Source organism: Gordonia ajococcus (assembly GCF_012974285.1).
In the GTDB taxonomy this organism is placed as follows: Bacteria; Actinomycetota; Actinomycetes; order Mycobacteriales; family Mycobacteriaceae; genus Gordonia; species Gordonia amicalis.
In genome coordinates, this window is record NZ_CP052884.1 from 3,806,886 (window position 1) to 3,832,714 (window position 25,829).

General features: G+C 68.0%; 27 protein-coding genes. 11 read left to right on the forward strand and 16 right to left on the reverse strand.

Features of this window, described 5'->3' with window-relative positions; all coding sequences use genetic code 11:
- Positions 1 to 8: 8 nt before the first annotated feature.
- The 4 genes from GAA2_RS17370 to GAA2_RS17385 all read right to left on the reverse strand — a co-directional run bounded on the left by GAA2_RS17370 (position 9) and on the right by GAA2_RS17385 (position 4,975).
- Positions 9 to 1,475, reverse strand: a complete 1,467-nt coding sequence (locus GAA2_RS17370; protein ID WP_006437395.1) for a nitrate/nitrite transporter — start codon at positions 1,473 to 1,475, stop codon at positions 9 to 11.
- A 240-nt stretch (positions 1,476 to 1,715) separates the two neighbouring features.
- Positions 1,716 to 2,570: a TIGR02569 family protein gene (locus GAA2_RS17375; protein WP_006437396.1), complete on the reverse strand. Its 855-nt coding sequence runs from the start codon at positions 2,568 to 2,570 to the stop codon at positions 1,716 to 1,718.
- A 91-nt stretch (positions 2,571 to 2,661) separates the two neighbouring features.
- On the reverse strand, positions 2,662 to 3,858 hold the full coding sequence (gene moeZ, locus GAA2_RS17380; RefSeq protein ID WP_006437397.1) for an adenylyltransferase/sulfurtransferase MoeZ: 1,197 nt from the start codon (positions 3,856 to 3,858) through the stop codon (positions 2,662 to 2,664).
- Positions 3,859 to 3,931: 73 nt separating this feature from the next.
- Complete coding sequence (locus tag GAA2_RS17385; RefSeq protein ID WP_006437398.1) at positions 3,932 to 4,975, reverse strand: DUF3152 domain-containing protein; 1,044 nt, start codon at positions 4,973 to 4,975, stop codon at positions 3,932 to 3,934.
- Positions 4,976 to 5,041: 66 nt separating this feature from the next.
- Here GAA2_RS17385 and GAA2_RS17390 point away from each other — a divergent pair, with 66 nt between their 5' ends.
- Entirely contained in the window at positions 5,042 to 5,734 is a 693-nt protein-coding gene (locus GAA2_RS17390; RefSeq protein WP_024498905.1) for a TetR/AcrR family transcriptional regulator, read from the forward strand.
- A 91-nt stretch (positions 5,735 to 5,825) separates the two neighbouring features.
- On the opposite strand, the gene GAA2_RS17395 is transcribed toward GAA2_RS17390, so the two are convergent.
- Both GAA2_RS17395 and GAA2_RS17400 read right to left on the reverse strand, forming a co-directional pair.
- Complete coding sequence (locus GAA2_RS17395) at positions 5,826 to 6,056, reverse strand: DUF3107 domain-containing protein (RefSeq protein WP_005197051.1); 231 nt, start codon at positions 6,054 to 6,056, stop codon at positions 5,826 to 5,828.
- A 113-nt stretch (positions 6,057 to 6,169) separates the two neighbouring features.
- Positions 6,170 to 6,874 (reverse strand): ferritin-like fold-containing protein, encoded by a 705-nt coding sequence (locus tag GAA2_RS17400; RefSeq protein WP_096274414.1) that lies wholly within the window; start codon positions 6,872 to 6,874, stop codon positions 6,170 to 6,172.
- A 313-nt stretch (positions 6,875 to 7,187) separates the two neighbouring features.
- Between GAA2_RS17400 and GAA2_RS17405 the strand changes: the two genes are divergently transcribed.
- Together GAA2_RS17405 and GAA2_RS17410 are read left to right on the forward strand one after the other, a co-directional pair.
- Positions 7,188 to 8,798: a DEAD/DEAH box helicase gene (locus tag GAA2_RS17405; protein WP_006437401.1), complete on the forward strand. Its 1,611-nt coding sequence runs from the start codon at positions 7,188 to 7,190 to the stop codon at positions 8,796 to 8,798.
- A gap of 17 nt (positions 8,799 to 8,815) precedes the next feature.
- Positions 8,816 to 10,090, forward strand: coding sequence for a hypothetical protein (locus GAA2_RS17410; RefSeq protein ID WP_024498903.1), 1,275 nt, complete (start codon positions 8,816 to 8,818; stop codon positions 10,088 to 10,090).
- Between the two features lie 19 nt (positions 10,091 to 10,109).
- Here the strand turns inward: GAA2_RS17410 and GAA2_RS17415 are convergent, their stop codons facing one another.
- Together GAA2_RS17415 and GAA2_RS17420 are read right to left on the reverse strand one after the other, a co-directional pair.
- A complete protein-coding gene (locus tag GAA2_RS17415) occupies positions 10,110 to 10,898 on the reverse strand; it encodes a ParA family protein (protein WP_006437403.1) in 789 nt (262 codons plus the stop codon).
- Between the two features lie 106 nt (positions 10,899 to 11,004).
- Positions 11,005 to 11,451, reverse strand: coding sequence for a hypothetical protein (locus tag GAA2_RS17420; protein ID WP_024498902.1), 447 nt, complete (start codon positions 11,449 to 11,451; stop codon positions 11,005 to 11,007).
- A gap of 130 nt (positions 11,452 to 11,581) precedes the next feature.
- On the opposite strand from GAA2_RS17420, the gene GAA2_RS17425 reads away from it, so the two are divergent.
- Positions 11,582 to 12,517: a diacylglycerol/lipid kinase family protein gene (locus GAA2_RS17425; RefSeq protein ID WP_006437405.1), complete on the forward strand. Its 936-nt coding sequence runs from the start codon at positions 11,582 to 11,584 to the stop codon at positions 12,515 to 12,517.
- Here GAA2_RS17425 and GAA2_RS17430 read toward each other — a convergent pair.
- Complete coding sequence (locus GAA2_RS17430; protein WP_096274416.1) at positions 12,436 to 13,674, reverse strand: MFS transporter; 1,239 nt, start codon at positions 13,672 to 13,674, stop codon at positions 12,436 to 12,438. The genes GAA2_RS17425 and GAA2_RS17430 overlap by 82 nt on opposite strands.
- A gap of 441 nt (positions 13,675 to 14,115) precedes the next feature.
- On the opposite strand from GAA2_RS17430, the gene GAA2_RS17435 reads away from it, so the two are divergent.
- Positions 14,116 to 14,370, forward strand: a complete 255-nt coding sequence (locus GAA2_RS17435) for a WhiB family transcriptional regulator (protein ID WP_004023450.1) — start codon at positions 14,116 to 14,118, stop codon at positions 14,368 to 14,370.
- 91 nt (positions 14,371 to 14,461) lie between these two features.
- Here GAA2_RS17435 and GAA2_RS17440 read toward each other — a convergent pair whose 3' ends face one another.
- Positions 14,462 to 15,967, reverse strand: a complete 1,506-nt coding sequence (locus GAA2_RS17440; RefSeq protein ID WP_191834489.1) for a sensor histidine kinase — start codon at positions 15,965 to 15,967, stop codon at positions 14,462 to 14,464.
- Positions 15,968 to 16,009: 42 nt separating this feature from the next.
- The gene (locus tag GAA2_RS17445) at positions 16,010 to 16,225 is read right to left on the reverse strand and encodes a biotin/lipoyl-binding carrier protein (protein ID WP_040004884.1); all 216 of its coding nucleotides are present in this window, start codon (positions 16,223 to 16,225) and stop codon (positions 16,010 to 16,012) included.
- Positions 16,226 to 16,368: 143 nt separating this feature from the next.
- Between GAA2_RS17445 and GAA2_RS23470 the strand changes: the two genes are divergently transcribed.
- A complete protein-coding gene (locus GAA2_RS23470; RefSeq protein WP_369758845.1) occupies positions 16,369 to 16,443 on the forward strand; it encodes a 50S ribosomal protein bL37 in 75 nt (24 codons plus the stop codon).
- Positions 16,444 to 16,562: 119 nt separating this feature from the next.
- Here the strand turns inward: GAA2_RS23470 and rsrA are convergent, their stop codons facing one another.
- Together rsrA and GAA2_RS17455 are read right to left on the reverse strand one after the other, a co-directional pair.
- A complete protein-coding gene (gene rsrA / locus GAA2_RS17450) occupies positions 16,563 to 16,850 on the reverse strand; it encodes a mycothiol system anti-sigma-R factor (RefSeq protein ID WP_006437409.1) in 288 nt (95 codons plus the stop codon).
- Positions 16,847 to 17,641, reverse strand: coding sequence for a sigma-70 family RNA polymerase sigma factor (locus tag GAA2_RS17455; RefSeq protein WP_006437410.1), 795 nt, complete (start codon positions 17,639 to 17,641; stop codon positions 16,847 to 16,849). The genes rsrA and GAA2_RS17455 overlap by 4 nt, the downstream gene beginning before the upstream one ends.
- A gap of 206 nt (positions 17,642 to 17,847) precedes the next feature.
- Between GAA2_RS17455 and ybaK the strand changes: the two genes are divergently transcribed.
- Both ybaK and GAA2_RS17465 read left to right on the forward strand, forming a co-directional pair.
- On the forward strand, positions 17,848 to 18,342 hold the full coding sequence (gene ybaK, locus GAA2_RS17460; protein WP_006437411.1) for a Cys-tRNA(Pro) deacylase: 495 nt from the start codon (positions 17,848 to 17,850) through the stop codon (positions 18,340 to 18,342).
- Between the two features lie 56 nt (positions 18,343 to 18,398).
- Entirely contained in the window at positions 18,399 to 19,145 is a 747-nt protein-coding gene (locus GAA2_RS17465; RefSeq protein WP_238063905.1) for an SOS response-associated peptidase, read from the forward strand.
- A 7-nt stretch (positions 19,146 to 19,152) separates the two neighbouring features.
- Here the strand turns inward: GAA2_RS17465 and GAA2_RS17470 are convergent, their stop codons facing one another.
- Positions 19,153 to 20,181, reverse strand: a complete 1,029-nt coding sequence (locus tag GAA2_RS17470; protein ID WP_040004891.1) for a zinc-binding alcohol dehydrogenase family protein — start codon at positions 20,179 to 20,181, stop codon at positions 19,153 to 19,155.
- Positions 20,182 to 20,319: 138 nt separating this feature from the next.
- On the opposite strand from GAA2_RS17470, the gene GAA2_RS17475 reads away from it, so the two are divergent.
- The 3 genes from GAA2_RS17475 to GAA2_RS17485 are packed head-to-tail and all read left to right on the forward strand — an operon-like array spanning position 20,320 to position 22,783.
- The gene (locus tag GAA2_RS17475; RefSeq protein WP_006437414.1) at positions 20,320 to 21,447 is read left to right on the forward strand and encodes an ABC transporter permease; all 1,128 of its coding nucleotides are present in this window, start codon (positions 20,320 to 20,322) and stop codon (positions 21,445 to 21,447) included.
- Entirely contained in the window at positions 21,444 to 22,124 is a 681-nt protein-coding gene (locus GAA2_RS17480; protein WP_006437415.1) for an ABC transporter ATP-binding protein, read from the forward strand. The genes GAA2_RS17475 and GAA2_RS17480 overlap by 4 nt, the downstream gene beginning before the upstream one ends.
- 17 nt (positions 22,125 to 22,141) lie before the next feature.
- A complete protein-coding gene (locus tag GAA2_RS17485) occupies positions 22,142 to 22,783 on the forward strand; it encodes a TetR/AcrR family transcriptional regulator (protein ID WP_191834490.1) in 642 nt (213 codons plus the stop codon).
- Here the strand turns inward: GAA2_RS17485 and GAA2_RS17490 are convergent.
- Together GAA2_RS17490 and GAA2_RS17495 are read right to left on the reverse strand one after the other, a co-directional pair.
- Complete coding sequence (locus tag GAA2_RS17490) at positions 22,768 to 24,279, reverse strand: flavin-containing monooxygenase (RefSeq protein WP_191834491.1); 1,512 nt, start codon at positions 24,277 to 24,279, stop codon at positions 22,768 to 22,770. The genes GAA2_RS17485 and GAA2_RS17490 overlap by 16 nt on opposite strands.
- A gap of 340 nt (positions 24,280 to 24,619) precedes the next feature.
- A complete protein-coding gene (locus tag GAA2_RS17495) occupies positions 24,620 to 25,810 on the reverse strand; it encodes a hypothetical protein (RefSeq protein WP_024498888.1) in 1,191 nt (396 codons plus the stop codon).
- Positions 25,811 to 25,829: the final 19 nt, after the last annotated feature.

The window sequence follows — 25,829 nt, forward strand, 5'->3', positions numbered from 1 at the left end:
GCGCGATCTCAGGCCAGCGCTTCCTTGGCGGCCGGCTCGCCGGTGGTGGCCGTGCCGGCGCTCACGGCGTCCGCGACCGGCAGATCGGTGGTCTCACCGACGACGATCGGGCGCCGTGCGTAGAACCACCAGGTGACCACCGCGGCCATCACGTAGAAGGTGAGGAACACCCAGAAGGCCTGTGTGGCCGACTGATTGGACTTGTAGCTGGACCGCAGTACCAGGTTGATGCCGACACCGCCGAGGCCGCCGGCCGCACCGGCGATCCCGATGAGCGCGCCGGACATGCTGCGCGACCAGGTGGTCTTGCCGAAGGCGTTCAGACCCGACAGCGACTGCGCCTTGTGCTCCCAGATCGTCGGGATGATCTTGTACACCGAACCGTTGGCGATCCCGGAGAGCAGGAACAACAAGATGAATCCGGTGATGAAGGCCGCGAGGACACCTCCGCTGATCACCTTGCCGTTCGCATCGGCCGACATACCGGCGATCACGAGGATCGACGCCGATGCGGCCATCGCGATGAAGCAATACAGCGTCACCTTGCCGCCCCCGATGCGGTCGGCGAGCTTACCGCCGTAGGGACGTGCGACCGACCCCAGAAGCGGTCCGATCCAGGCGATCTGGGCCGCCGCGAGGGCGGGCTTGGAAGCGCCGGCCGAGGTGAAGCTGATGTTGAGGACCTGGCTGAACGCGAAACCGAAACCGATGAACGAGCCGAAGGTGCCGACGTAGAGCAGGCAGATGAGCCAGGTGTCGCGGTACTTGAGGCAGTCGATCATCGCCTTGCCGCTGGCCGTCTGATGGTCGAGGTTGTCCATGTAGATCGCGGCGCCCACACCTGCGATGGCAAGTGCCACGAGGTAGATCGCGCAGACGATCTCGGGCTGGTCGGCGAAGAGCCAGATGACCAGCAGACCGATGACCTGGACGACCGGGACACCGATGTTGCCGCCGCCGGCGTTGAGTCCGAGCGCCCAGCCCTTGAGACGCTGCGGGTAGAAGGCGTTGATGTTGGTCATCGAGGAGGCGAAGTTGCCGCCGCCGAACCCGGTGATGGCCGCGACCGCCAGGAACCAGCCGAACCCGAACTCGCCCGGGTTCATCATCAGCATCATCGTCAGGCCCGTCGGGATGAGGAGCACGACGGCCGAGAAGATCGCCCAGTTGCGTCCACCGAACTTCGCGGTCGCCTGGGTGTAGGGAATGCGCAGGCACGACCCGACGAGGGTCGCGGTCGCGGCGATGACGAACTTCTGATCCATGCTGATGCCGTACTCGGGGCCCATGAACAGGGCCAGCACCGAGAACAGCGACCAGATGGAGAAGCCAACGTGTTCGCAGATCACCGACCAGATCAGATTGCGCTTGGCGATCGCGGCGTTGCCGTTGTCCCAGGCGACCCGATCTTCGGGATCCCAGTCGGTGATGGTGTGGTCACGAGTGAGCTGTGCTCTGAGGTCTGCGAAGGCCATGCGTCCCCGTCTTCCGATGCTTGGTGGTCACTGCACGAGCAGTGCGGGCGGTCATCTGTGACACGACAGCGGGCTGTCGTATCGGGCGCCGACACCGATGTCGTGCGACTGACACCAAGCATGTGGGGAGCGTGTTGCGGGGATTTTCCGCGAGGTGACCGGACCGTCACGTTGTTCTCACTTCGCCGCAGATGGGGTGTGAGAACCCTGACAGATCCGACGCAGGGCTGTGAGCTGCGGTTATACGAGCAAACGTACCAGCTCGACGACCCGCTGCAACCCGGGCAGTGCGCCGGAGGTGGAGCGCGGGTGCAGCGCGTGGACCGCCAGCCGGAACATGGTCGCCCGCAGCATCATCTGCGGCCACTCCGGCTGATCCGACCACCGCTGGACGAGTTCGGTGTCCGCGCCACCCCAGGCGAGGGCGTCGACCACCGCGACCGCGGCCGCCCAGGGGGCCGGTCGCCAGTACGGGACGATGTCGGTGATGCCGGGTGCGGCGGCACCGGCGAAGAGTACGGTGCCGAACAGGTCGCCGTGCACGACCTGAGACGGCAGGTCGACCGGCTTGCGAAGCTTCGCAAGGGTTCTCAGCATCTCGACGCTCTGCACGCCGTCGGGTGCCGTCGGCTCGGCCATCCCCGCGGCCCGCGCCGACCGCAGCGGGACGTCCTCCCACGCGGCACGGTCGGCCGCGGTGAAGACGTCGACGTCGGTGTGCGGCGGCGCGGGGGGCTGCAGGAGGAAGCGCGGACGTTCCAGTGCGGCGGTGGCCTCGTGCAACCGGTCGGCGACGAGGACGACCTCGTCGTGCCGCGGCTCGGGGGTCCCGGCGATGTAGGTGTCGGCACGCCATCCCGAGACGACGTAGCGCCCGTCGGTCGCGCGGAACGGCCGTGCGATCCGCATACCCTCGACGTACAGCGTCTCGCGGACGGAGGCCGACCAGGCGGCGCGCGCGTGATCGGGCACCAGCGACAGCACGACCTCACCGACGCGCCAGCCACCGACCCAGGAGTCGCCCATCGCGACGGGCGGATGCGCGGTGAGCCCGAACGTGTTCAGCACATGTTCGGGCGGCTCGACGGTATTCACCAGGCCAGATTACCGAGCGCCGTGGACCGATTCGGTGAGGCACGCGGTGCCGCGCCCGAGATGCGGCGACCGCTGCCCCCCGCGGACGCGGTCAGTAGACCGGCAGCGTCTTGTCGACCTGGTTGGCCCAGGCGGTCACCCCGCCCTGGAGATGCGTGGCGTCGGCGAAGCCCGCCCGCTTGAGTGCGGCGAGCGCCTCGGCCGAGCGGATGCCGGTCTTGCAGTACAGGACCGTCGGACGATCCTGCGGCACCTTCGCCAGACCCTCGCCCGACAGGATCTCGCCCTTCGGGATGAGGGTCGCTCCGTCGATCCGGACGATGTCCCACTCGACCGGCTCACGTACGTCGATGATCGCGAGCTTCTCCCCCGCGTCGATCTTCTGCTTGAGTTCGACGGCGGTCAGCGTCGATCCGGCCGCGGCGTCGGATGCCTCACTGGACACCACGCCGCAGAAGTCGTCGTAGTCGATGAGGCCGGCGATGCGCTCACCCTCGGGGTCCTTGCGGATCTTGATGGTGCGGTAGGTCATGTCGAGGGCGTCGTACACCATGAGCCGGCCGAGCAGCGGCTCGCCGATACCGCAGATGAGTTTGATGGCCTCGGTGCCCATGATCGAACCGATGGAGGCGCACAGGATGCCGAGCACACCGCCCTCGGCGCACGACGGCACCATTCCGGGCGGCGGGGCCTGCGGATACAGGTCGCGGTAGTTGATGCCGCGGCCGTCGGGAGCGTCCTCCCAGAACACCGACGCCTGACCCTCGAAGCGGTAGATCGACCCCCAGACGTACGGCTTGTGCGCGAGTACCGCGGCGTCGTTGACCAGGTAGCGGGTCGCGAAGTTGTCGGTGCCGTCGAGGATGAGGTCGTACTGCGAGAACAGCTCGACAGCGCCTTCGGGTTCGAGACGCTCGTCGTGGAGGTTCACCGTGACGTACGGATTGATCTCGAGGATCGAGTCCCGCGCGCTCTCTGCCTTCGGACGCCCGATGTCGGACTGGCCGTGGATGACCTGGCGCTGCAGATTGGACTCGTCGACGATGTCGAATTCGACGATGCCGATGGTGCCGACACCCGCCGCGGCCAGATACAGCAGCGTGGGCGAGCCGAGTCCGCCGGCGCCGATCACGAGCACCTTCGCGTTCTTCAGGCGCTTCTGACCGTCCATCCCGACGTCCGGGATGATCAGGTGGCGGCTGTAGCGGGCCACCTCTTCATTGCTCAGTTCGGCTGCCGGCTCCACGAGGGGTGGCAACGACCCGGTGAGCGACCCTTGCGACGACACGAACGCCTCCAGTATTCGGCGAGTACACGGACTCTTGGCACAACCACCGTGGTGGCCGGCTCATTCCCGTGGGTCAGCGACTGGGAAACGGCCAGGGGTTGGGACGACAGACGAACGCGCGATTGGCCTTCATGTCCGGATCGAGGGCCATGACCTCGGAGTTGGCGGTACCGAAGGACTGCTGCATCATCACCGGCGCGAGCGCGCCGTCCTCGCGGCACGGCTCATGTGCGGCGTAGCCGAGTCCGTGCCCGACCTCATGATTGACGAGATACTGCCGGTAGGCGACGTCGTCGCCCTCATAGGACAATGCTCCGCGAACCCAGCGCGCCTCGTTCAGGGTCACGCGGCCCTGCGGCGGGTAGAAGCAGGAGGTCTCCAGCTTGATCTGGTACCCGCACAGCTCGCGGGTCGTTCCGGTGGAGACCAGGGTGATGCGCAGGTCCGGCTCGCCGCGGTCGATGCGCCGGAAGCTCACGCGTCCGTCGCCGATCCAGCTGCGCGGATTGGTCAGCGTCGTGTCGACCATCTTCGCGAAGGTCGGGTCGCCGCCGTAGTCCTGAGGGTTGAGACCGTTCTCCACCTCGACGGTGTAGGTGTACTCCTGGCCGCCGGTGCCGACCTTCTCGCCCGCACCCCGCAGCACCCGGAAGGTCTGCCGGCCCTGCGTGGTGAACGGGCCACCCTGGGGGAGGGTACCGGCGGGCAGTGCCGCCGCCTGGATGTCGCCGGTCGGGGCACCGATCGGACGCGTCTCGGTGCTGATGTACGGGTTGCGTGCAGCGGAGTCGGGGTTGACCGCGGCGGTCGGTGCCAGATCGGCGTTCCCGCTGTCCTTGATGGTCACGACTATCAGCGCGATCGTGAGGATCGTCAGAACCGGGATGGCATAGGCGCGCCAGCCGTACGTCGAGACGAATCGGCCGAGAGCCGACTGCTTCTTGTACTCGGGCTGTGCATCGCGATCCACGCGGGGACGGCCGCTGTCATCGGTCGGGTCCCAGCGCGCACGCAGCGGCTGGTCCGGCTTGGGACGTCCCGACGATCTCGGGCCGACATCCTTGGTGCGCACCGGTCCCTGATCCAGGCCGGGGCCACCATCCTCTGCGCGGCTCACGGACTAACTTTCTCACAGCGGACCGCAGATACTGCGTAGGAAGGTCTCCCGAGTACGATCTTGCCCATGTCGACCGCAACCAACGCGTCCGCAGTGCCCGGACGCAGTACGCGCCTGCCGCGCAGCGCACGGCGGATGCAGTTGCTCGACGCGGCCAGTGAGATCTTCGTCGAGCGCGGCTACCACGCCGCCGGGATGGACGAGATCGCGGTGCACGCGGGAGTGAGCAAACCCGTCCTGTATCAGCACTTCCCGTCCAAGCTGGACCTCTACATCGCGGTCGTCGACTCCCATGCCGAGAAGCTGGTGAGCGATGTGAACACCGCCCTGCGCACCACCACCGACAACCGGAAGCGTGTGCGTGCGGCGGTGGAGGCGTTCTTCGACTTCATCGACCAGGACAACTCCGGCTACCGGCTGATCTTCTCCTCCGACGCCTCCGATCCGGCCGTCATCCGACGCGTCGAAGGTGCCACCGAGGCGTGTGTGGATGCGGTGTACGGCCTGGTCATGCACGATTCCGGACTCGATCCGTACCGCTCGCGCATGCTCGCCTCCGGACTCGTCGGAGCCAGTCAGGTCAACGCGCGCTACTGGCTCGAGGCCAAGCGGCCCGTCGACAAGCAGACCGCCGTCGACACCACCGTCGCGCTCCTCTGGGGCGGTCTGTCCCACTTCCCGCGTCAGGCGCCCCAGAACACCGAGACCCAGAACGACGCCGAGACCCCGGCGGAGGACTCCGACCCCGGTCCCGCCTGAGAACCACGGACGTACGAACAAGGGTCCTGCGCGCACCTCGCGATCATTCGCGGAGGGCGCACAGGACCCTTGTTCGTTGGCTTGTGTCCGGTCAGGAACCGAATCCGACGCGACGGTTCTCCGACGCACCGACCTCGACGTAGGCGATCTTGGTGACCGGGATCAGGTAACGGGCGCCCTTCTCGTCCACCAGGGCCAGCAGCTGCTGCTTGCCGCCGAGTGCCGCCTCGACCTCGGCGTAGGCCTTGTCGCTGGTCAGCGACGTCGCGATGGTCAGCTCACGCGGGCTGTCGGTGATGCCGATCTTCACTTCCACGGCCATGTGCCGCCCTCCTCCGGTGTCAACAACGCTTGCCGCACAAGGCTAGTCCAGCAGCTGTCAGACGGGACAGCCGCTCCGCTGACAGCGAAAAGCAGCGGGGTGCGCGAGCCCGGTCAGTCGAGTCCGAGATCGGCCATGCGCGTGGCGTGTTTGGCCGCGACCGCGTCTAAGAACCGAGCGACCCCCGACAGCGACGAGGCCCCGGAGAACAGCAGATCGGTGACCTCCTCCTCGGCGGCGAGCACCCATTGCGCATGGGTGATGGCCTCGCCGAGCAGGCGGCGACCCCAGAGGACCAGCGCCGATTTGATCGACGGATCCGCCTCGACCGCGGCCCGGACCTGATCGCGGGCGAAGGCCGAGTTCGCGGTCTCGGCCATCACCTCGGCCATCACCGAGCGGGAGTCGGGCGGGAGCATGTCGGACAGTTCGACGTAGAAGTCGGCGGCGAGCCCGTCGCCGACATAGGCCTTGACCAGAGCCTCGTACCAGGTCTTCGGGGTGGTGGCCCGGTGGTACTGGTCGAAGATCGACCGATAGCGTTCCACGGCCTCGGCGGCGGTGAGACCGGTCATCGTCTCGACGCGCTCGGCGAGCCGGTCGAAGTGGCCGACCTCGGAGGCGGCCAGCCGCGCGATCGCGATCTTGCCCGGCACATCGGGAGCCATCGCCGACTCTTCGATGAGCCGGTGGAAGGCGGCGAATTCGCCGGCGAGCAGCACCGCGAACAGCTTCCCGACCACGCGGTCCTGATTCTCGATCGCAGCAACCGGCGTGGACGACGGGATGGGCTCAAGGGGGTCGGATGCATGCGCCATGAGGTGATGGTAGCGGCCGCTCCGGAAGCACCAAGTACACTCGACTGCGGTGCACTCCGACGGGACCCCCCGTCGCTTGCCCGCTGAGCTGCGTGATCATCGCGTGCTCTCCGGCGCGAGCGTGTGGATGCGGCCGATGGGATGTGACGACAACCGCTCGCGAGATTCTCGCGGGAGCCAAGAGTTCGTGTCACGACGCCCCGGTCGGATCCCCGGTGCCACTACGACATTTGCGCGCGCACTTTCGAGCTTTCCTCGTGCGCGCAGGAATCACACGCGCGCAAGAGACTGCCCAGAAAGGCAACCACCGCATATGAGCGATTCGGCCGTGCAGACGACCATCGTCGACGACACCCACACCGCCCCCACCTTCGCCGAACTCGGCGTGGATGAGCGTATCGTCTCGGCTCTCGCCGACGACGGCAAGACCCACACCTTCGCGATCCAGGAACTGACGCTCCCGCTCGCCCTCGAGGGTCACGATCTGATCGGTCAGGCCCGCACCGGCATGGGCAAGACCTTCGGTTTCGGCATCCCGCTGCTGCACCGCCTGGCCCACGCCGAGGCCTCCGGCGTGCGGCCCCTCGACAACACCCCGCGCGCGCTGATCATCGTGCCGACACGTGAGCTGTGCGTTCAGGTGACCGGCGACCTCCAGGTGGCGGCGCCGTCGCTCGAGGTCACTCTCGCCGACGGCACCCGTCGGCCGCTGAAGGTCACCTCGATCTACGGCGGTCGCCCCTACGAGGCGCAGATCGCCGAGCTGCAGTCCGGCGTCGACGTCGTGGTCGGTACCCCGGGTCGCCTCCTCGACCTCGCCCAGCAGGGCCACCTCGTGCTCGGCAAGGTCTCGATCCTCGTCCTCGACGAGGCCGACGAGATGCTCGACCTCGGCTTCCTCCCGGACATCGAGCGGATCATGTCCGCGCTGCCGACCCCGCGCCAGACCATGCTGTTCTCGGCGACCATGCCCGGACCGATCGTCACCCTGGCCCGGACCTTCCTGCACCGGCCTACCCACATCCGCGCCGAGAACGCCAACGACTCGGCGGTCCACGACCGCACGAAGCAGTACGCCTACCGCGCGCACGCACTCGACAAGGCCGAGCTCGTCGCCCGCATCCTGCAGGCCGACGGCCGCGGCGCGACGATGGTCTTCACCCGCACCAAGCGCACGGCCCAGAAGGTCGCCGACGACCTCGCCGAGCGCGGGTTCAAGGTGGGTGCCGTGCACGGCGACCTCGGTCAGATCGCCCGCGAGAAGGCCCTCAAGCGGTTCCGCGACGGCGCCATCGACGTCCTGGTCGCCACCGATGTCGCCGCCCGCGGCATCGACATCGACGACGTCACCCACGTCATCAACTACCAGTGCCCCGAGGACGACAAGACCTACGTGCACCGGATCGGCCGTACCGGGCGCGCCGGCCGCACCGGCATCGCGGTGACCCTGGTGGACTGGGACGAGCTGCACCGCTGGGAACTCATCGACAAGGCCCTCGGTCTCGGCATCCCCGACCCCGCGGAGACCTACTCGACCTCCGAGCACCTGCGCGAGGACCTGTCCATCCCGGAGACGGCCACCGGCCGCATCGTGGCCGCCAAGCCCGAGCGCGACCCGAACGAGACCCGCGAGACGCGCGAGGACCGGGAACCGCGTAAGCGTTCGACCCGCACCCGTCGTCGTACCCGCGGCGGCCAGACCTCCGAGGGCGACACCGCGGAAACCGCCAGCACGAGCACCGAGACCGCCGAGGAAGCCAAGGGCAACGATTCCGAGGCCTCCGACGAGGGCACCGGCGAGGGCGCCTCGAAGCCGCGCCGTCGTCGCCGCCGTCGCGGTGGAGCCAAGGGCAAGCCGGCCGGTGAGGGTGCAGGCGACGCGACCCCGGTGTCCGCCCAGTCCGCACCGGCAGCTGCCGAGTAACCACCACGAGTCCACGCGTGGCACGCGTCAAACCGGAGCGGCGCCGGCCGATCGACCTCGCGGTCACCGCGATCATCGTCGTGCTCGTCGCCGTGTCCGGGCTGATCGCCTGGCTGGTGAGTCCGGTACGTGGGACCACCAGCGTCCAGGCGCAGTCCACCCCACCCAAGGTCGAACAACCCGCGGCGGTTCCGGGCTCCTTCGCGCCACGCTGGCACGCCGCCTCCGACGCCACCGTCACGCCGGCCATCGCCGCTTCGGTGGTCGTGACCGGCAACGGCGGCACCGTCACCGGGCACGACCCGGCCTCGGGGGCGGAGCTGTGGTCCTACCGCCGAGATCTCGACCTCTGCGTCGTCGGCACCGCGTGGACCGCCAGCACCGACCTCGCGCTCGCGGTCTACCGCAACTCCCGCGGCTGCTCGGAGGTCACCGCGCTCGACGCGAAGACCGGGGCCCGCAAGGGCGCCCGGACCAGTGACGCCGACGACCAGCTACGGCTGGTCAGCGACTACGGGTACGTGATCGCCCAGGGCCCCCGCCGGCTCGAGACGTGGGGCTCGAACCTGGTGCGCGGAATCGAGTACGGCCGGGTGGAGGCGCGCGTCCGCCCGGAGGACGAGGCCAAGCGCAAGGACTGCGTCATCTATTCCTCGGCCATCTCCGGCGACCGCATGTCCGTCACCGAACGCTGCGCCGACGACCCGGGGTATCGGCTGACCGTGCTCGGCGTCCTCCTCGACGACGACGAACGCGTCGAGCAGTACGGGTCGACACTGATCACCGGTGACGTCAGCGGGCCACCGCCGGTGGTCATCGCGATGTCGTCGTCGGGTATCGCCGTCTACGACGGCGGCGCGAGTCCCGCCGAACCGCCGGCGCTCGGCGGCGACAGCGGACCGTCCATCCGACGCTTCGACTCCGAGGGCGTGGCGACCGGCTCGAACACCGTGTCCGGGGATGCGACACCACCGTCGGGAAGCGTCCCGCTCGACGGGAACGGCATCGTCACCTATTGGACCGGCAAGTCGACGGTCGTGCTGGATGGACAGAGCCTCAAACCGATCTACCAGGTCCCCGGCACGCTCGGACCCGGCCAGGTGATGGCCGGGCAGCTCCTGCTGCCGAGTACGGCCGGGATCAGCGTGCGTGATGTTGCCGGCGGCCGCGAGATCCGTTCGATCCCGCTCGCCCGCAACGCCCCGCCGGACGGAGTGGTGAGCCTGCGGGTCCTCGGCGACGTGGTCGTCGAACAGCGCGGCACGACGGTCGAGGCCTTCGGTCCGGCCTGACCTCACCCGTCACGACGCCTCAGAAGTCGAGGGTGCGTACACCCTCCCCCGCGTCCCAGTACTTCCACAGGTTCTCCGCGAGTTCGCGATATGCGGTGGCGCCCTTGTTCTTTCGTCCGCGCATGACCGAACTCCCGGAGGCCGAGGCCTCCGCGAACCGGACGGTTCGCGGGATCGGCGGGTTCAGCACCGGGAGCTCGTAGCGATCGGCGACGTCGGAGAGGACGTCGCGGCTGTGCGTGGTCCGAGCGTCGAACAGCGTGGCCACCGCACCCAGCATCGTGAGGTTGGGGTTGGTGATCTGCTGGACCTCGCGGACGGTGCGCAGCAACTGCCCGACACCACGATGCGCGAGCGTCTCGCACTGGAGCGGGACGATCACCTCGTCGGCCGCGGTGAGCCCGTTGAGCGTGAGCACGCCCAGCGACGGCGGGCAGTCGACGATGATGACATCGAAGTCCTGCCCGACCTCGGCCAGTGCCCGCTTCAGTGCGTACTCCCGCCCGGGCCGCATCAGCAGCAGTGCCTCGGCCCCGGCCAGGTCGATGGTGGCGGGCAGCAGGGTCACCTTGTCCTCGGTGTCGAGGAGCACGTCGGCGATCTCCTCGTCGCCGAGGAGCACGTCGTGCACCGAGGACTCCAGCTGGTCGGGATCGTGCCCGAGGGAGAACGTGAGACAGCCCTGCGGATCGAGATCGACGACGAGCACCGACACGTCGAGGTCCGCGAGAGCGGCTCCGAGGGACTCGACCGTGGTGGTCTTGGCGACCCCACCCTTCTGATTGGCAATCGCGAGGATGCGCGTCATGGGCCCTACTGTACGGCCGGTCGGCACCGAGTCGACATATTAGAGTCGGCGTCGCGGTAACAACTGGGTCAACTGATCGGAATGCCCGATTTCCGCCGCGATCAGGTCAGGGGCCGGGTTCGAGGTCGCCGGCCAGCCACCGGACCGAAGCCGGACTGAACAGCATCACCAGCACCGCGAGGGCCGCCAGGGCCAGCGGCACGCTGAAAACCGGCAGGCCGCTGGTGAACAGGTAGTACGCCACCGGGAGCAGCAGGATCTGGGCGATCATCGCGATCGAGCGTCCCCAGCGCCGCCCCGTCCACAGCGCGATCCCCCCGGCGAGGACGCCGCCGCCGATGATGCCGAACCAGGCCGCGGTGCCGTAGCCGCTGATGGTCGTCTCCTCGTGCCCGGCGAGCGCGCGGATCACCAGGATCACCGCCACCACCACGCCGATCAGTCCCTCGACGGTGGTCACCGCCCCGGCCACCTTGATCTGGGTGGGCGTCACCGACGGATCGGCGTCGATCTCAAGCCGGTCGTGCTCCGGGCGGTCCTTCTCCGTGCTCACCCGTCCAGGGTATTCGGCGCGGGTCGGGAGAGGCTGTGCACCCCACGCGGGCACATCTGCCGGGCCGGCGGACGCAGGGCGGATGCGCGCCCATGCCACCCACCCCATATCCTCGGGTGTCGTGCGCGTCATGCTCATCGTCAACCCCTTCGCCACCGCGACCAGTCCGGCCGGTCGCGATGCTCTCGTGCACACGCTGAGCGCACACTTCGACCTCGACGTCGAGCTCACCACCCACCGCGGGCATGCCTTCGAACTCGCTGCCCGCGCGGCGGCCGAGGATTTCGACACGGTCATCGTCCACGGCGGCGACGGCTCGGTGAACGAGGCCACCAACGGTCTCCTCGACCCGCCGGGGACGAGTGACCCCTCGCGTCACCGGCCCGCCCTCGCCGTCATCCCGGGCGGCAGCGCCAATGTCTTCGCGCGCACCCTCGGCATCGACCCCGACCCGTTGCTCGCGACCCGGCAGATCATCGAACTCCTCGACGCGGGGGCGAGCCGTCGGATCGGCCTCGGTCACACCGACGACCGGTGGTTCCTGTTCAACACCGGAATGGGTATGGACGCAGTCGTGGTGCATGCGATGGAGGACAAGCGCCATGCGGGCAAGGCCGCCACTCCCGCCCGGTACCTGTGGACCACCGTCACCAGTTTCCTCAAGCAGGCGGGCAGTTCGGCGACCTTCGACGTCGAGATCCCCGGCCGCGACCGGATCGTCGGCGCCCGTTTCGGTTTCGTCTCCAACACCAGCCCCTGGACCTATCTCGGACCGCGCGAGATCCGCACCAATCCGACCACCGGTTTCGACACCGGTCTAGGCGTGTTCGTGGCGACCTCGACCGGCGTGTTGCGCAACCTTCCCCTGGCCACTCGATTGCTGACACAAGCAGATCCCAAGGCGCACCATCTATTCCGGGATGACGATGTCGACGAGGTCCGCTTCATCGCCGAGGCCCCGATCGACGTGCAGATGGACGGCGACTACATCGGCGCGTTCCGCGACATACGCTTTCGCCATCGTCGCGACGCCCTCGGCGTCATCGCGCCGCCCGCCACCGCGTAGGGCAGCGCGGCGATCGCGAACAGCGCCGCCGGGCCCAGATGTGCCGAGCCCGCGGCCCATCCGGCGAACGCCAGGAGCGCGACCACCTCCTCCCCCACGCCCGCGATCGACGTGACCGTCGCCCGCGACGCCGAAGCCAACCGGTCCTGCAGCGCGGCGTCGGCGACGACCAGCGCCCAGCCGAAGATCCCGAAAGCGACGGCCACGCCGAGGACACCGGCCGGGTGGCCCCACAGCGCGGCGAGGATCAGCGTGACCGCACCGGCTCCCACCGCGGGGCCGACCGCGGCGGAGTCGCAGACGCGTCGCGCCGCGAGGGAACCGCAGATGTCGCCGGCGGCGACCACGATCATGAGCAGTGCGACCGACTGTGGGGTCGGGGTATCCGAGACCGAATCGGCCAGGAAGGACTCGACCAGCAGCGGCAGATACTCGTCGAGCGCCGCGACCCAGGTCAGAGCGACGACAAGCATCAGCATCCGGCGGGCGACCGGCTGTTCGCGCACGTCGCGCAGCCCATTGCGGAGAATCGCGAGCCACCCCGTCGGCGCATCGTCGACGGCAGTGACGGCGGCGCCCGGTGCCACATCCTGTCCTGTGCGTCGTGGCCCGGTGCGCCGGGTCTCGGGCAACAACGCGGATGCGACCGCGCAGAGCACGCATGCCGCGACGCTTGCGATACCGACCGCCGCGTATCCGCCCCACGCGAGCAGGGGCACCGCCAGCGCCGTGCCGCCGATCAGCCCGACCGCGGCGGCCGCGCGCATCGCACCGGCCAGACGCGCATAGTCCGGTGACCTGCCGAGATGCGCGAGTTCGTCGTAGACGAGCGCCTGGCTCGTGCCGGAGCGCAGCGAGCCGCCGATCGCCCACAGGACGAAGCCGGCCCCGAAGGAGAGGAACGAGGGAGCGAAGGTCCAGAGCGCGAAGCCGGCACCGGTGACCAGCGGCCCCGCGACGAGCAGGCGGCGTCGTGAGAACCGGTCGGCCAGGATTCCGGTGGGAACTTCGACGACCACCGTCGAGACCGACCAGAGCGCGAACAGGGCGCTGATCTCGACGGCCGACAGCCCGGCCCCGGGAACGGTGGCATCGGCGAACAGAATCGCGTAGACCGGGTAGAGCGGTATCAGGTCCTCGAAGAGGGCGGCGCTCACGGCCGCGGCCGTTAGTCGCCGTTGTGGACTCGGACCGTCATGGCCGGATCGGCGTGGTGTGGATCAACATCGTCGACGCATGTGAGCAAGAGTACTCGATGGGTCTGTCCACGTCACGGGCTATTTTGTGCCATGCCAGGGTCGCGACCTGCGGAAACTCATCGACAGTTGTCGCGGGGTGCGCGTAGGCTACTACACGGGCGGTCAACCTGCTGTCCGTACCCCCCGTGGGTCCCGCTTCGGCCGGAGTGGTAGGCGCGAGACGTGATGTTGCCCACGTGTTAACCGAGAACCATTGACTTCGGCCGGATTCGTGAAAGTATTCACAAGCAACAACGCGGAAACATACGGTGCGCCCGCGTGAACTGAGAGTTACCAGCCAACAAATCAGCAATCAGCCAATCGAGTGGTGCGCGGAAACGCGCCTGAAGGAGTAGTGGAATGGACTGGCGTCACAAGGCCATCTGTCGCGACGAGGATCCGGAGCTGTTCTTCCCCGTGGGAACCAGCGGTCCGGCCATCGCACAGGTCGCCGACGCGAAGCTCGTCTGTGCACGGTGCCCCGTCACCGCCGATTGCCTCTCGTGGGCCCTCGAGTCGGGCCAGGATGCAGGCGTCTGGGGCGGCATGAGCGAGGACGAGCGTCGCGCACTGAAGCGTCGTACCGCACGCACCCGCACCCGGAGCAGCGTCTAGAGCTCATCCGAGTCGGCGTTCGCCCGGATTCGAAGAAACCCGGCCACGGCCGGGTTTTTTCGTGCCCGGCAACGGTTTTGCCGACCGCCCCTCATGACCGCAGGGGAACGTTCACTCCGACTTCGGTTCCCGCGCCCTCGGGATTGGCACGGACGTCCAATTCGCCGCCGAGTTCGATCGAGACGAGTGTCTTGACGATCTGCAGTCCGAGGTGATCCGAGGTGGACAGGTCGAAATGCTCGGGTAGGCCGGAGCCGTTGTCGCGCACGGCGATCCGGAGGTTACGCACGTCACGTTCGGCGATGACGGCGATCTCGGCGTCCGACCGGGGTGAGCCGTCGAAGCCGTGCTCGATCGCGTTCTGGATGAGCTCGGTGAGCACCATCACCAGCGGCATCGCGAGCTCCGCGGTGAGCACCCCGAGACGGTCGCGATGACGCACCGTCACCCGCGACTCGTTCGACGCGACATCGACCAGGATCGGAACCAGGCGATCGACGACCTCGTCGAGATCGACCTCCTCGTCGACGCTGCCGGACAACAGCTCGTGCACGAGGGCGATGGAGGCGACGCGGCGCACGGCCTCGTTGAGGGCCTCCTGCGCGTCGGTGTTGGAGGTGCGCCGGGCCTGCAGACGCAGGAGCGCCGAGACCGACTGCAGGTTGTTCTTGACCCGGTGGTGGATCTCCCGGATGGTCGCGTCCTTGCTGATCAGCGCGCGGTCGCGCCGTTTGACCTCGGTGACGTCGCGGATCAGGACCACGGTCCCGGATTCCTGGCCCTTCGGGCGGAGCGGCACCGCCCGGATGAGGACCGTCGCGCGTCGGGCGTCGGCCTCCACGCGCATGCCGATGTCGCGGTACGGCCCGGTCGGTACCTGGGCGACCCCGGCGGCGATGTCGAGCATCATCGCGACATCGTCGGCCTCGAACGGCTCGGTGACGAGTTGTTTGACGACGTCGGACAGCCTGGTGTGGTTGAGCTCCGCCGTCCAGCCCATGCGGTGGAACGCCGAGAGCGCGTTGGGGCTCGTGTAGGTGACCGTGCCGGTCCGGTCGAGCCGGATGAACCCGTCCCCGGCGCGAGGCGTCGACAGACCCCGCGGATTCCCCTCCTCGTGCGGGAACGTGCCATCGGCGACCATCTGGCACAGATCGTCCGCGGAGTCCTGATAGGCGAGCTCCAGGGGCGACGGCAACCGCGGGTGGGTGAGGTCGACGGCCCGCGTCAGCACGCCGATCACCGCCCCGTCGAAACCGACCGGAACCGCCTCCTGACGCATGGCGGTCGCCCCGAACCAGGTGGGGTCCTCGTCGCGGAGCACCTTGTCGGAGTCGAAGGCGCGGAGCACCTGCGGATGCACCGCGGTGTCGATGACGCGGCCCACCTCGTCGGTGGGGAACACGGTCGACGCAGTGTTGGGCCGGCACTGTGCGACGGTGACCACGGCGCCCTCAGCCGTGCGGACCGACAGGAGGAAGTCCGCGAAGGAGAGGTCGGCCAGCAGCTGCCACTCGGCGACCAGACGCTGCAGGTGCGCGGCAGCCGCGTCGGAGAGGGTGGTGTGCTCGGCGAGCAGGTCGGCAAGGGTCGACATGGGGATGCTCCGGGTTCGCGGACCGGCGGGCGGGCGGGCGGGCTACTCGAAGGTCGCGATGACGTCGCCGGCCTGGATGACATCGCCCACCTGCACTTTGATGTCGGCGATGGTGCCCGGTTCTTCTGCGAGAACAGGGATCTCCATCTTCATCGACTCCAGCAGCACCAGGCTGTCACCGACCTCGATCTGCTGTCCGGGGGCGACCAGGACCTCGAGGACACTCGCGACGATCTCTGCCACCACGTCTTCTGCCATGCACATAAGTTAGCCCACGTGATGGCGGCCGACGATCGGTCGGGGCCGCGTCGGCGCCGGGCGATGACCGACCGGGTTTTGGCACGTGGGAGAATGCCTGAGACACTGTGATGTCCCCATCCGCCGGCAAAAGGAGATGCGTCATGGGAAAGCGCGGACGCAAGAAGCGCGCTCGTAAGAAGAACGCTGCCAACCACGGCAAGCGTCCCAACGCCTGATCTTCGCCTCTCGGCGGGGTTCGGCGAACGAGCACCAAGAAAAACGCCCGGGTACGGCCACCATGGCCGCCCGGGCTTTTTCGTGTCCGGCCTCCGCACGGTCGGAGGCCGGATCGGGTTCAGCGGTCGGTTTCGGCGATCTCCTGGATGATGACCGTCTTACGGATCTCCACTCGCAGACGATCGCGCAGACCCTGAGGTGCCTGGTCGCCGCCGCATTTGCGGTTGACGAGCGCCTTCAGCTGCAGCTCGATGCCGTAATGGGCGAGGCAGGACGGGCAGGTGTCGAGGTGCCCCTGGAGCCGCCTGCGGGCGTTCTCGTCGCATTCGTTGTCCAGCAGCAGCCAGACGTCGGCGATCACCGCGGAGCAGTCGAGCTGGGTGAGTTCCGGATCGATGTCGCTCATCGCGCCACCTCCGCACCCTTCGCGCTGGCGGATCGGTTGAAACCACGCTCCCGCGCGACGTCGGCCAGCAGTTCACGCAGCTGACGGCGTCCCCGGTGGAGTCGGGACATGACGGTGCCGATGGGGGTGTCCATGATCTCGGCGATCTCCTTGTACGGCAGGCCTTCCACGTCGGCGTAGTACACGGCCATCCGGAAATCCTCCGGGAGCTCCTGCAGCGCGGCCTTGATGTCGTCGTCCGGAAGGGCGTCGAGGGCCTCGATCTCCGCCGAGCGCAACCCCTGTGAGGTGTGCTCGGCAGTCGACGCGAGCTGCCAGTCGGTGATCTCGTCGGTCGGGTACTGCGCGGGTTGGCGCTGTTTCTTGCGGTAGCCGTTGATGTAGGTGTTGGTCAGGATCCGGTAGAGCCACGCCTTGAGGTTGGTGCCCTCCCGGAACGACGCGAAGGCGGTGAACGCCTTGATGTAGGTCTCCTGGACGAGGTCCTCGGCATCGGCGGGATTGCGGGTCATCCGCAGGGCGGCACCGTACATCTGGTCGAGCAGCGGCAGGGCGTCGCGCTCGAACCGTTCGGTGAGCTCCGCGGGCGACTCGCTCGGATCGGTGCGCCGCGGCGCACCCTTCTCGGCAGACCCCTTCTCGGTGTCGGCTGACTCGGCTTCGGCCACTACGATCCCTTCGATGAGAGGCGTCACTGGGACGTTGCCGGTCAAGCTTACCGACCTCGGCCCAGGCAGGAGAGGCCTCGCCTCCACGAGTTCCGGTGGTTCGAGTACCGCCGTTGAGCTCATATCGGTTCGACCTCCTCGCATGCGCTCCCGATCATCACGTCGCAACCAGTCACAACAGGCCGGGACGGGAGGTTTGTTCCCGACGTGATCCGTCACATCGGCGGAATTCGACCCCGAGCAGGGCAGCTCCGCCGACAACGGTGAACCGGGGGCGGCTCGCTTACGCTTTCCACGTCCCGACTCCGTCCCCCAGGAGGCTCCCGACCATGGCGGCAACACCGGCGATCGCTGCACTCGAACGCGCGAAGGTCGTGCACACCGTGCACCGCTACGACCACGACCCGCGGTCGGAGGCCTACGGGGCCGAGGCCGTCGAGGCCCTCGCCGACTCGCTCGGGGTGGTCGGCGAACAGATCTTCAAGACGCTCGTCGTCGAATTGTCCGGCGGCGATCGCCCCGGGCTCGCCGTCGCCGTGGTCCCGGTCCCCCGCAAACTGTCGGTGAAGGCGGCCGCCGCCGCACTCGGTGCGTCGAAGGCGCAGATGGCCGAGGCCAAGGCCGTCACCCGCAGCACCGGTTACGTCCTCGGCGGCGTCTCGCCCGTCGGCCAGCGCACCGCCCTGCCGACGGTCGTCGACTCCTCGGCGCTCGAGTTCGACCGGATTCTCTGCAGCGCAGGCAGACGCGGACTCGAGATCGCCCTCGCACCGGCCGACCTCGTGGCGGTCACCAAGGCGGTGGTCGCCGACATCGCCGTGTGAGGTCCCTTGTGTCGCAGGCGTAGGGCAGCATGGTGACCATGTGAGGACGCTATGCGGTGACCACCGATCCGGCGAAGCTGGCGGCGGAGATCGACGCGGTCAACGAGGTACCCGACCCCCCGGCGGCGGATGCCGCCGACCTGGACTCCCCTGGTCCGCGCTCCCTCGGCCCGAACTACAACGTCGCGCCCACGACCACGGTGATGACCGTGGTCAAGCGGCATTCACCGGAGGACCCGCACGACGACCCGCTGCTGCGCATCCGCGCCATGCGGTGGGGGCTCGTGCCGCCGTGGAGCAAGGAGGTCGGCAAGGGTCCGCTGCTCTTCAACGCCCGGGCCGAGAGCGCCGCGGAGAAGAGTTCGTTCCGTGCCTCGGTGAAGTCCAAGCGATGCCTCGTGCCGATGGACGGCTGGTACGAGTGGAAGAAGGGTCCGCTCGACAGCAAGGGCAAGCCCACCAAGGTCCCGTTCTACATGTCCCCGCAGGACGGCACGCGGTTGTTCATGGCCGGGTTGTGGTCGGTCTGGCACGACAAGAACTCCGACGACGCGCCGCCCCTGCTGAGCTGCTCGATCCTCACCACCGATGCCGTGGGCAAACTGCGCGACGTGCATGACCGGATGCCGCTGATCATGCCGTTCGACAACTGGGATGCCTGGCTCGATCCCGACCACCGGGCACCGGACGAGCTGTTCGCCGCGCCCGCGGAGCGTCTCGCGGAGGCGATCGACATCCGCGAGGTCGCCCCGCTGGTCAACCGCGTCGCCAACAACGGACCGGAGTTGCTCAACCCCCTGTGATGCCGACTCACGCATCCGCGACCAGCACTGCGGCCCCGTCGAAGCGTCCCGCCGCGAGGTCGGCGAGTGCGCGATCGGCCTGCGACATCGGGTACCGGTGGGTCGTCGCCCGGACGCCGTGCTGGGCGGCCAGCGTCAGGAACTCGACGCCGTCGGCGCGAGTGTTGGCGGTGACGGAGCGGATCTCCTTCTCGTAGAACAGCTCCCGCTCATAGTTGAGCGGAGGGATGTCACTGAGATGGATGCCGGCGATCGACAGGACGCCGCCACGGTCGAGTGCGCGCATCGCGACCGGGACCAGCTCGCCGACCGGGGCGAAGGTGATGGCCGCGTCGAGCGGCACCGGCGGGGCGTCGGTGGCGTCTCCCACCGACGCCGCGCCGAGGTCGGCGGCCAATCGCCGGGACTGTTCCCCGCGCGTCAGGACGTGCACCTCGATCCCGAGCGCGATCGCCAGCTGCGCACACAGGTGGGCACTGCCGCCGAAACCGTAGAGCCCCAACCTCTTCGGACGTCGGCCATCAGTCTCGAGATCGTCGAGGAGGCCGGTCCGGCGCAGTGCGCGATAGCCGATGATGCCCGCACACAGCAGCGGGGCGATCGCCACGTCGTCGATCCCGGACGGCAGCGGATACGCGAACGCGGCGGGGACGGTGACGAACTCGGCGTAACCGCCGTCGACCGCCCATCCGGTGTACACCGATGCCGCACAGAGGTTCTCGGCACCTCGGACGCAACGATCACAGGTGCCGTCGGTGCTGTGCAGCCAGGCCACGCCGACCCGGTCGCCGAGCGCGAAACCGTCGGCGTCGTGACCGAGTTCGACGACCTCCCCGACCACCTCGTGACCAGGTGTCACGCCTGTGCGGCGGACCGGCAGATCACCCTCGGCGACATGCAGGTCGGTGCGACAAACGCCGCACGCGCGCACCCGGACCAGCAGTTCACCGGGCCCGGGCCGCGGATCCGGTTTGTCGACGAGCCGCAGCGGACGTGTGTCGATCGGCCCCGGCTCGGTCACCGCCCAAGCACGCATGCCCCTCAGGTTAGTGCCGGACACACGACGCCGCGCGGTCTTGAACATGACCGGTATCACTCCTGGGGACGTCATCATGCCGACAGGGTGTCGGTATCGTTGTCGACATGGTGTCGGCAAACCTGCGAGAGCAGTGACATGTTCCTCGCACTACGTGAACTCTCATTCGCACGCGGACGATTCGCCCTGATGGGCTCGGTGGTCGCGCTCATCGCCATCCTGATGGTGCTGCTCAGCGGGCTGTCGGTCGGTCTGGTGAACGACGGCGTCTCCGGCCTGAAGAAGTTGCCGGTGACCTCCTTCGCGTTCCAGAAGGACGTCGCCACGGATTCCGCTTTCTCGCGCTCTCTGGTGCCGACTTCGGCCGTCGAGAAGTGGGCGCAGCAGCCGGAGGTCGAGGACGCCGCCCCGTTCGGCAACACGTTGATCAACGGCCGGACCAACACCGGCGTCGACATCGACCTCGCCCTTTTCGGCGTCGAACCGAACACCTTCGTCAACCCCGCCGCCGCGGACGGCGACTCGCTCTCCGGTGCACCGGGAGAGCTCGTCATCAGCGAGACCGCCGCCGAGGACGGCCTCGCGATCGGCGACACGGTCACCGTCGAGCCGCTGGGTACGCAGCTTCGCGTCGTGGGAATCCTCGACGGTCAGAGCACTTTCGGACACGTCGACGTCGCCTACGTGCCGCTCGGCACCTGGCAGGAGATCGGCGCCGGGTCGCGTCCCGGCGAGCCGGTGCCGCCCCGCGTCTACGAGGACATCACCGCTGTCGCAGTGCAGGCGGGCAACGGCGTCGACCTGGCGGCCGGTGACGCAGCCGCGAACACCACCTCGCTCACCCTCGACGAATCCTTCGGCGCCTCACCGGGATACACCGCCGAGACGTCGACCCTGACACTGATCGAGGCATTTCTGTACGCGATCTCGGCACTCGTCGTCGGGGCGTTCTTCACCGTCTGGACGATCCAGCGCAGGCAGCAGATCGCGGTGATGCGGGCGATGGGCGCCTCCACCGGATACCTGCTGCGCGACTCGCTGATGCAGTCGTTCATCCTGCTGCTCGTCTCGGCCGGGGTGGGTATAGGCATCGGCGTCGGCCTCGGGGCCGCCATCGGCTCCACCCCGATGCCCTTCGCCCTCGAGACCGGTTCGGTCGCAGGGGCCGGCGCCCTGCTCGTGCTCTTCGGCATGATCGGCGCCGCCGTGGCCGTCCTCCGCATCACCCGTGTCGATCCCCTGACCGCCCTGGGAGGCAACCGATGAGCGCACTCACCCTCTCCGAGGTCAGCCTCGTGCACGGGGACGGCGAGGACGTCGTCACCGCACTCGACACCGTGAGCATCGACGTCGCGCCCGGTGAGTTCGTCGCCGTCATGGGGCCGTCCGGTTCGGGTAAGTCCAGCCTGCTGGCCGTCGCGGGCGGTCTGATCACTCCGACCTCGGGGACGGTCACCGTCGACGACACCGACCTGAGCACCGCGTCGAAACGAGAGCTGACCCGCATCCGGCGCGAACACATCGGATTCGTCTTCCAGAGCGGCAACCTTCTCGACGCACTGACCGTCGAGGATCAGTTACGGTTGCCACTGACCTTCGGCCGCGTCACCGACCCCCGCTCTCCCGACGAGCTCCTCGCCGACGTCGGCATGTCGCACAAGGCCAAGCGTCGTCCCCACCAGCTCTCCGGAGGTGAGCGGCAGCGTGTGGGCATCGCCCGGGCACTGATGACCCGGCCGGATGTACTCCTCGTAGACGAGCCCACGGCCGCGCTCGACCGCCGGCGGAGCCACGAGATCGTCGAGCTCCTGGCCCATGAAGCCCATGAGCACGGCGTCGCGACGGTCATGGTGACACACGACCACGAGGTCGTCGCGCATTGTGACAAGGTGTACGAAATGGTCGACGGAAAGCTCACGCCGGGATCGCCGGCATCCAGATGAGCTGAGGAGGTGGGCGTTTGCCACGCATTCAAGCGCCCACTGTCGCCGAGCATCGACGACAGCAGATCCAGGCGATCCTCGCCGGCGCGAAGGCCATCCTGGCCGAGACCGGCGAGGCGCCGACCCTGGCCGCGGTCGGCAAGCGCGTCGGCCTCGCCCGCTCGAGCGTCTACCAGTACTACTCGTCGAGCGAGGAACTCCTGGCCGCGGTCGTGGCTGATCTGTTCCCCAGTTGGGGCCGGTTCGTCCGCGATCGTGTCGGTGCGCAGACCGAACCCGGACAGCAGATCTGGGGTTACATCTGTGCCAACGTCGAATTGTTCGTCGGTTCGGAACAGGCTGTGGCGAATGCGCTTGCCCGGGTGGTCGATCCGAGTGTCCTACAGGAGCCGATGCAGCGGTTCCATCGGGAACTGCAGGAGCCGCTCGTCGAAGCCCTCGTCGCGCACGGCGAGCAACGTCCGCTCGAGGTGGCCCAGCTGATCGACGCGGTGATCGTCCAGGCGTGCAGGTCACTGGGTGCCGAGCATTCCGAGACGGCGACGTCGCCACCTGCGAACGCAGACGGGTCCGAGATCACCGCGATGATCCGCCGGTTGCTCGGCGGCTATCTCGGACTCCCCGACACTGACCTGGGCTCCGGTCAGCGGAATGCGTAGTCACTCAAGGGGAATGAGTCCATCTCGCGCAGGGTGCGCAGCGTGGAGGCAGGACGCAGGAGCGTCGCCTCACCGTGCTGATTGAAGTAGTAGCTCCGCGACGTCGTGCAGTCGCCGTTGTAGAACACCGACGACTGCAGGCGGCGGGTCGCCTCGTCGAGGAAGTCGGCGTTGGCCGCCTCGGTGACCTCGAAGGTGTCCCGGCCGCGGCGTCGGAGTTCACCGAAGAGGCGGGTGATGTGTTTCATCTGCCCCTCGATGGTGGTGAAGTAGGACAGGCCGCTGTAGGAGTACGGACTGTTGAGCGAGATGAAGTTGGGGAACTTCGGCACCGCGACGCCCTCGTAGGCCTGGAATCGGCCCTCCCGCCAGAACTTCCCGAGGTCGCGGCCCTCCCGGCCGATGATCTCGAAGGCGGGAAAATTGACGTCCCACAGGTTGAATCCGGTGGCCAGGACCAGGGTGTCGATCTCGGTCTTGGTGCCGTCGCCGGCGAGGATGCCGTCCGCCTCGAGCCGGGCGATCCCGCTGGTCTCCAGTGTCACATTCGGTCTGGCGAAGCTCGGGAAGTAGGTGTTGGAGAAGGTGGGACGCTTGCATCCGAAGTCGTAGTCCGGCGTCAGCTTTCGTCGCAACTCCGGGTCGGGGACCTGTGATCGCAGGTGCGCCTTGCCGAGTCCCGCAGCCAGCTTGTTGCCCGGCTTGAACTGCTTGAAGTGGAGGACGCCGAAGACCATCAGCATCTCCAGCAACGAGGTGTTGACCAGCCGTGCTGCGCGCTGGGTCAACGGGATTCGCCGGAACAGCTGCTGCACCGGCGACGGGATCGCGAAGTCGATCTTGGGCACCACCCAGATCGGTGTCCGCTGAAAGACGGTGAGCGCATCGGCACGCTCGGCGATCTCCGGGATCAGCTGGACGGCGGTGGCGCCGGTGCCGATGACCGCCACCTTCTTACCGGTGAAGTCGAAGCCGTCCTGCCACGCCGCGGTGTGCAGGATCGTGCCCTGGAAGTTCTTGATCCCCGGGAAGTCCGGGACGTGCGGCTGGGAGAGAAAGCCGGTCGCGGTCACCAGGTACCGGGCGGTGCGCTCGGTTCCGTCACCGGTGCGCACCCGCCAGAGACGCGCGGTGTCGTCCCACTCGGCGCCGTCGACCGTCGTCTGGAATTCCATGTGCCGTGTGAGGTCGTACTTGTCCGCGACGTGATGTGCATACCGCTTGAGCTCGGGACCGGGGGCGAACAGTCGAGACCAGTTCGGGTTGGGCTCGAAGGAGTACGAGTAGGTGACCGAGGCGATGTCGACGGCGAGACCGGGATAGTGGTTCACGTGCCAGGTCCCGCCGAGATCGTCCTCCCGCTCAAGGATCGCGATGTTGCCGATGCCCAGGCGTTTGAATGCGATGGCCGCGCCCATCCCACCGAATCCCGCGCCGACGATCAGGACGTCGTGGGCAGGAGCCTCGTGAGCAGGAGCGTCGTGTGCAGGTTGCATGGAAAATTCCCCGATAACTGTTACCGACAGTTACCGTAACGTAGCACACACTCAGGCGGCCCGGAACCGCTCCGGATCGCCTCAGAAAGGCGCCGGACCGTCCGCCCGCTGACGACGTTCCCGCTCGCGCTGGTTGCGGGCACGTTCGGCTCGCCGCCGGGCGTGTTTCGCGGCGGTTCGATCAGTCGGCGGCGGGGCGTCGTCGCCGGTGATGGCCCGGGGTGTCCAGTTGTGCAACAACCGAATTCGCCGAGTTGACGTCCCATGCGATATCGGTCCGGCTCCGCGAACTCGGTGAAAGTCGCGCCACCCGAATGACATCGCATGGCGCTCATCGCCATCATGCGATCGCGGTCCCGTCCCACAGCACGTCGAAGAACTGCGTCGCCATCAGCTCCTCGCTCGTGTCGCGGTTGAGTCCGAGCTCCTTGCGATAGGCCAGGATGTGTTGCAGGGACAGTGCCGAGTAGAGCAACGGCAGGTGGTCGTGCGGCTGGTCGTAGACACCGCCTGCACCCTTCGCCGCGGCCAGGTCCCTGCGCAGATGCGATGGATGCCTGAGCGCATCACGCAGTACAGCCGCTGTGATCATCTTCTTGCGCCCCGCGGGGACGACGACCAGTTCACCCGGGTCGAACAACGCGGTGTCGAACTCGTCGGCGGTGGCGACGGTGCACCCGGCGGTCGGCCGCGGATTGCATTCGACCATGTGGTGGACGCCGTCGTCGGTGACGAGGTAGTCGAAACTGATCTGCCCGTGCCAGTTCAGTTCTCGCGCGAGGCTCTGTGCGGCGGCGAGCGACTCCGGGGAGTCGACCGACTCGAAGACGATACCGCCGCGGTCGTCGATGGCGAGGGGATGCTCGTAGCAGGAGTGCAGCACGATCTCCCCGTGATGCGCGACGCTCCAACTGCACCGGTCGACACCGGTGAGGTATTCCTGGACGAGCCACGGATCGTCGCGGGTCGGGGTGATGTCATCGATCGAGGACTCCCCGGCCAGCGGGCCGGTGTTGGTGAGGACGTCGAGTCCGCCACGGCCGTAGGCGGCCCGGGCGAACCAGTGCGGCCAGCGCTGCGTGGCCTCGCGCAGTTCGTCGCGGTTCGTCGTGGTCACCGACTCCGCGGCCGGAAGCCCGAGTTCGCGGCACAGTGCGGTGAATTCGACCTTGTCGTGGACGCGGGCCAGGGTCTCGAAGTCGGGGAAGAACAGTTCGGTGACCGGATGCGCCGCCGTGATGCGGTCACGATGCCTGGCGAGGTAGAAGACCTCCTCGAACATCGGGAGCAGCCAGTTGATGTCGTGATCGCCGATCGCTTCGATCACCGCGTCGATGAAGGCCGCGGTCTGCTGGGTGGGCGCGGGGAACACCAGATGCCTCCGCGCGCCGCGCGAATGGCTGCCCGGCGCCGCCGCGAAGGTGTCCGCGGCGGTGACATCGCGGCCGGTCTCGCCGAGTTTGTGGATCTCGTCGACGGCGAACGGCATCCGTGACGTGGTCACCAGGACACGAGGTTCAGAAGCCTGCATGCCACGGACCATAGGCGAC

Bases quoted from the DNA above. Each gene is read 5' to 3' on its own strand.
- GAA2_RS17395 (WP_005197051.1), bottom strand. From the start codon at position 6,056: ATGGCCGTGGAAGTGAAGATCGGCATCACCGACAGCCCGCGTGAGCTG.
- rsrA (WP_006437409.1), bottom strand. From the start codon at position 16,850: ATGAGCGACATCGATCCGGAACTCACCCAGCTCGACTGCTCCGCGGTG.
- GAA2_RS17455 (WP_006437410.1), bottom strand. From the start codon at position 17,641: ATGAGCTCAACGGCGGTACTCGAACCACCGGAACTCGTGGAGGCGAGG.
- GAA2_RS17470 (WP_040004891.1), bottom strand. From the start codon at position 20,181: ATGCGTGCTTGGGCGGTGACCGAGCCGGGGCCGATCGACACACGTCCG.
- GAA2_RS17415 (WP_006437403.1), bottom strand. From the start codon at position 10,898: ATGACGCGCATCCTCGCGATTGCCAATCAGAAGGGTGGGGTCGCCAAG.
- GAA2_RS17475 (WP_006437414.1), top strand. From the start codon at position 20,320: ATGTTCCTCGCACTACGTGAACTCTCATTCGCACGCGGACGATTCGCC.
- GAA2_RS17480 (WP_006437415.1), top strand. From the start codon at position 21,444: ATGAGCGCACTCACCCTCTCCGAGGTCAGCCTCGTGCACGGGGACGGC.
- GAA2_RS17490 (WP_191834491.1), bottom strand. From the start codon at position 24,279: ATGCAACCTGCACACGACGCTCCTGCTCACGAGGCTCCTGCCCACGAC.
- GAA2_RS17425 (WP_006437405.1), top strand. From the start codon at position 11,582: ATGCTCATCGTCAACCCCTTCGCCACCGCGACCAGTCCGGCCGGTCGC.
- GAA2_RS17445 (WP_040004884.1), bottom strand. From the start codon at position 16,225: ATGGCAGAAGACGTGGTGGCAGAGATCGTCGCGAGTGTCCTCGAGGTC.
- GAA2_RS17495 (WP_024498888.1), bottom strand. From the start codon at position 25,810: ATGCAGGCTTCTGAACCTCGTGTCCTGGTGACCACGTCACGGATGCCG.
- ybaK (WP_006437411.1), top strand. From the start codon at position 17,848: ATGGCGGCAACACCGGCGATCGCTGCACTCGAACGCGCGAAGGTCGTG.
- GAA2_RS17435 (WP_004023450.1), top strand. From the start codon at position 14,116: ATGGACTGGCGTCACAAGGCCATCTGTCGCGACGAGGATCCGGAGCTG.
- GAA2_RS17390 (WP_024498905.1), top strand. From the start codon at position 5,042: ATGTCGACCGCAACCAACGCGTCCGCAGTGCCCGGACGCAGTACGCGC.
- GAA2_RS17405 (WP_006437401.1), top strand. From the start codon at position 7,188: ATGAGCGATTCGGCCGTGCAGACGACCATCGTCGACGACACCCACACC.
- GAA2_RS17440 (WP_191834489.1), bottom strand. From the start codon at position 15,967: ATGTCGACCCTTGCCGACCTGCTCGCCGAGCACACCACCCTCTCCGAC.
- GAA2_RS17370 (WP_006437395.1), bottom strand. From the start codon at position 1,475: ATGGCCTTCGCAGACCTCAGAGCACAGCTCACTCGTGACCACACCATC.
- GAA2_RS17400 (WP_096274414.1), bottom strand. From the start codon at position 6,874: ATGGCGCATGCATCCGACCCCCTTGAGCCCATCCCGTCGTCCACGCCG.